Annotated in this window: 2 tRNA genes and 3 rRNA genes; all 5 read right to left on the bottom strand. The window is 47.7% G+C overall.

The features are described 5' to 3' along the window. Nucleotides 1–3 precede the first annotated feature (3 nt). Nucleotides 4–113 (bottom strand): 5S ribosomal RNA (rrf, locus tag OIU80_RS20660). Between the two features lie 170 nt (nt 114–283). Next, nucleotides 284–3,167, bottom strand: a 23S ribosomal RNA gene (locus OIU80_RS20655). Between the two features lie 128 nt (nt 3,168–3,295). Beyond that, nucleotides 3,296–3,369, bottom strand: a tRNA-Ala gene (locus OIU80_RS20650). Nucleotides 3,370–3,475: 106 nt separating this feature from the next. Next, nucleotides 3,476–3,549, bottom strand: a tRNA-Ile gene (locus OIU80_RS20645). A gap of 124 nt (nt 3,550–3,673) precedes the next feature. Next, nucleotides 3,674–5,187, bottom strand: a 16S ribosomal RNA gene (locus OIU80_RS20640). Together the 16S, 23S and 5S rRNA genes with 2 tRNA genes alongside form the textbook arrangement of a ribosomal RNA operon. Between the last annotated feature and the right edge of the window lie 79 nt (nt 5,188–5,266).

Raw genomic sequence — 5,266 nt, 5'->3', positions numbered from 1 at the left:
AAAGAAAGGCGACGACATACTCTCCCACATAACTGCAGTACCATCTGCGCAGGCGGGCTTAACTTCTCTGTTCGGGATGGGAAGAGGTGAGCCCCGCCGCAATAACCACCTTAAGGTTATAAGTCATAAAGTCTAAGGTCATAAAGTCTAAAGTTTGCACTTTAACACTTCGGACTTTCGTCTTTAAGACTGCTCGCGTCGAGCAAATATCTTAACACACTGAGATAAAGAAAAAAGTATTTTTTAGAAAGTTTCTCCCCGCACCTTGCGGTGCGGGAAAAGCGTACATAAGCTTACGGATTATTAGTACTACTCGACTATGACATTACTGCCTTTACATCTATAGCCTATCAACGTGGTCATCTCCCACGATCCTTAAAAGAAATCTCATCTTGTGGTGGGTTTCGCGCTTATATGCTTTCAGCGCTTATCCCTTCCAAACGTAGCTACTCTGCGGTGCTCCTGGCGGAACAACAGATACACTAGAGGTTTGTCCAATTCGGTCCTCTCGTACTAGAATCAGATCCACTCAAATTTCTTGCGCCCACAGTAGATAGAGACCGAACTGTCTCACGACGTTCTGAACCCAGCTCGCGTGCCACTTTAATGGGCGAACAGCCCAACCCTTGGGACCTTCTCCAGCCCCAGGATGTGACGAGCCGACATCGAGGTGCCAAACCCCCCCGTCGATATGAGCTCTTGGGGGAGATCAGCCTGTTATCCCCGGCGTACCTTTTATCCTTTGAGCGATGGCCCTTCCATGCGGAACCACCGGATCACTATGCTCTACTTTCGTACCTGATCGACCTGTATGTCTCTCAGTCAAGCTCCCTTATGCCATTGCACTCTACGCACGGTTACCAAGCGTACTGAGGGAACCTTTAGAAGCCTCCGTTACTCTTTTGGAGGCGACCACCCCAGTCAAACTACCCACCAAGCAATGTCCCCCGCAATACGGGGTTAGGCCTCAGATAAACAAAGGGTTGTATTTCAACAATGACTCCACAACGCCTAGCGACGCCACTTCACAGTCTCCAACCTATCCTACACATCATTTATCCAAGGTCAATACTAAGCTATAGTAAAGGTGCACAGGGTCTTTTCGTCCCACTGCGGGTAAGCGGCATCTTCACCGCTACTACAATTTCACCGAGCTCATGGCTGAGACAGTGTCCAGATCGTTACACCATTCGTGCAGGTCGGAACTTACCCGACAAGGAATTTCGCTACCTTAGGACCGTTATAGTTACGGCCGCCGTTTACTGGGGCTTCAATTCAATGCTTCTCCGAAGATAACATCTCCTCTTAACCTTCCAGCACCGGGCAGGTGTCAGGCCCTATACTTCATCTTACGATTTTGCAGAGCCCTGTGTTTTTGATAAACAGTCGCCTGGACCTCTTCACTGCGGCCAGCATTGCTGCTGGCGACCTTTCTCCCGAAGTTACAGGTCTATTTTGCCTAATTCCTTAGCCATGAATCTCTCGAGCACCTTAGGATTCTCTCCTCGACTACCTGTGTCGGTTTGCGGTACGGGTACTTATTACCTGAAGTTTAGAGGTTTTTCTTGGAAGCCCTTAGGCGCACTATCTCTTCAACCGAAGTCTCCGAGTACTATCGTATTTCCCCAAAACCCGTGGATTTGCCTGCGGGTCTTATAGGTAGGTACTTCAACGAACTATTCCGTCAGTTCGCGGCGCTTTCATCACTCCGTCACCCCATCACAGTAATAAGTAGTACGGGAATATTAACCCGTGGTCCATCGACTGTCCCTTTCGGGTTCGCCTTAGGTCCCGACTAACCCACAGCTGATTAGCATAGCTGTGGAAACCTTAGTCTTTCGGTGTGCGGGTTTCTCGCCCGCATTATCGTTACTTATGCCTACATTTTCTTTTCTAACCAGTCCAGCAGGCCTTACGACTCACCTTCAACCCTGTTAGAATGCTCCCCTACCACTTTAACTTACGTTAAAATCCATAGCTTCGGTAATATGTTTATGCCCGATTATTATCCATGCTCGTCCGCTCGACTAGTGAGCTGTTACGCACTCTTTAAATGAATGGCTGCTTCCAAGCCAACATCCTAGCTGTCTGGGCAGACAAACCTCGTTCTTTCAACTTAACATATATTTGGGGACCTTAGCTGATGGTCTGGGTTCTTTCCCTCTCGGACTTGGACCTTAGCACCCAAGCCCTCACTGTTGTGAAACATTATATAGCATTCGGAGTTTGTCAGGAATTGGTAGGCGGTGAAGCCCCCGCATCCAATCAGTAGCTCTACCTCTATATAACTTTGTGCACAACGCTGCACCTAAATGCATTTCGGGGAGTACGAGCTATTTCCGAGTTTGATTGGCCTTTCACCCCTACCCACAGGTCATCCGAAGACTTTTCAACGTCAACCGGTTCGGTCCTCCACTGTGTGTTACCACAGCTTCAACCTGCCCATGGGTAGATCACACGGTTTCGCGTCTAACACTACTGACTAAAGCGCCCTATTCAGACTCGCTTTCGCTACGGATCCGTGGCTTAACCACTTATCCTTGCCAGCAACGTTAACTCGTAGGCTCATTATGCAAAAGGCACGCCGTCACCCCACGAAAGGGCTCCGACCGCTTGTAAGCGTATGGTTTCAGGATCTATTTCACTCCGTTATTCACGGTTCTTTTCACCTTTCCCTCACGGTACTGGTTCACTATCGGTCTCTCAGGAGTATTTAGCCTTAGCGGATGGTCCCGCCAAATTCAGACAGGATTTCACGTGTCCCGCCCTACTCAGGATACCACTATCCTTTACACTCATTACCTATACGGGACTATCACCCTCTATGGTTCTACTTTCCAGTAGATTCTAATTCTTTGTGCAAGAAATGTCGTGGTCCTACAACCCCAACATTGCCGTAACAACATTGGTTTGGGCTAATCCGCGTTCGCTCGCCACTACTTACGGAATCACTTTTGTTTTCTTCTCCTCCGCCTACTTAGATGTTTCAGTTCAGCGGGTTTGCCCACCTATCGGTGTACTATGTCTTCAACATAGTGGGTTGCCCCATTCAGGTATTTACGGATCAATTCGTGTGTGCCGATCCCCGTAACTTTTCGCAGCTTATCACGCCTTTCATCGCCTCTGAGAGCCAAGGCATCCCCCATACGCCCTTATTTTGCTTATTGTACCAGTCTTGATAAATCAAGACCGTTTTCTTTATAATATGTATTACTACACAAAATAAAAAATGCTTTCTACTTTTTATTATTTTCTTATCTCAATATGTCAATGAACTTTTATCCTTTCGGATCTGTGGAGAATAACGGAGTCGAACCGTTGACCTCCTGCGTGCAAGGCAGGCGCTCTAGCCAGCTGAGCTAATCCCCCATTTCAATCTTAGAACTTTGAATTCAGATTTTAGATCCTTTTTCATATCCAATTTCTTTTGGCGAATTCCAACTTCTAGAATTTCCTTTTTTTTAAGCTTAAATAGTTGTCTCGGACAGACTCGAACTGTCGACCCCTACATTATCAGTGTAGTACTCTAACCAGCTGAGCTACGAGACACTCTTATTCTTAAAATTTATTATTTGAACTAACAGCAGAGTAATATAATCTATAGATATGAAACCTTTAGGATCTTTCGTCTTCTTTCCCCAACGTGCACAAGTGCTAACATATAGGGCTCTAGAAAGGAGGTGTTCCAGCCGCACCTTCCGGTACGGCTACCTTGTTACGACTTAGCCCTAGTTACCAGTTTTACCCTAGGCAGCTCCTTGCGGTCACCGACTTCAGGCACCCCCAGCTTCCATGGCTTGACGGGCGGTGTGTACAAGGCCCGGGAACGTATTCACCGGATCATGGCTGATATCCGATTACTAGCGATTCCAGCTTCACGGAGTCGAGTTGCAGACTCCGATCCGAACTGTGACCGGTTTTATAGATTCGCTCCTGGTCGCCCAGTGGCTGCTCTCTGTACCGGCCATTGTAGCACGTGTGTAGCCCAAGGCGTAAGGGCCGTGATGATTTGACGTCATCCCCACCTTCCTCACAGTTTGCACTGGCAGTCTTGTTAGAGTTCCCGACATGACTCGCTGGCAACTAACAACAGGGGTTGCGCTCGTTATAGGACTTAACCTGACACCTCACGGCACGAGCTGACGACAACCATGCAGCACCTTGTAAATTGTCTTGCGAAAGATCTGTTTCCAAACCGGTCAATCTACATTTAAGCCTTGGTAAGGTTCCTCGCGTATCATCGAATTAAACCACATGCTCCACCGCTTGTGCGGGCCCCCGTCAATTCCTTTGAGTTTCATTCTTGCGAACGTACTCCCCAGGTGGGATACTTATCACTTTCGCTTAGCCACTGAGATTGCTCCCAACAGCTAGTATCCATCGTTTACGGCGTGGACTACCAGGGTATCTAATCCTGTTCGCTACCCACGCTTTCGTCCATCAGCGTCAATCCATTAGTAGTAACCTGCCTTCGCAATTGGTATTCCATGTAATCTCTAAGCATTTCACCGCTACACTACATATTCTAGTTACTTCCTAATAATTCAAGTTTAACAGTATCAATGGCCGTTCCACCGTTGAGCGATGGGCTTTCACCACTGACTTATTAAACCGCCTACGGACCCTTTAAACCCAATGATTCCGGATAACGCTTGGATCCTCCGTATTACCGCGGCTGCTGGCACGGAGTTAGCCGATCCTTATTCTTACAGTACCGTCAAGCTGGTTCACGAACCAGGGTTTCTTCCTGTATAAAAGCAGTTTACAATCCATAGGACCGTCATCCTGCACGCGGCATGGCTGGATCAGGCTTGCGCCCATTGTCCAATATTCCTCACTGCTGCCTCCCGTAGGAGTCTGGTCCGTGTCTCAGTACCAGTGTGGGGGATCTCCCTCTCAGGACCCCTACCCATCGTAGCCTTGGTAAGCCGTTACCTTACCAACTAGCTAATGGGACGCATGCTCATCTTTTACCGTTGTGACTTTAATAGTGGCTTCATGCGAAGCTGCTATGCTATGAGGTATTAATCCAAATTTCTCTGGGCTATCCCTCTGTAAAAGGTAGATTGCATACGCGTTACGCACCCGTGCGCCGGTCTCTAATTCCGAAGAACTATACCCCTCGACTTGCATGTGTTAAGCCTGCCGCTAGCGTTCATCCTGAGCCAGGATCAAACTCTTCATCGTATATTTTTTATATTATATTGCGACTCAGATTCTATTGGTCTTATTCAAATCTTGCGATTCTATTACTCTTTATTCTTTG

The organism is Flavobacterium frigoritolerans (assembly GCF_025847275.1).
Taxonomy (GTDB): Bacteria; Bacteroidota; Bacteroidia; order Flavobacteriales; family Flavobacteriaceae; genus Flavobacterium; species Flavobacterium frigoritolerans.
The sequence above is the reverse complement of the archived record's forward strand: the minus strand, read 5'-3'. Positions and strand labels throughout refer to the sequence as shown.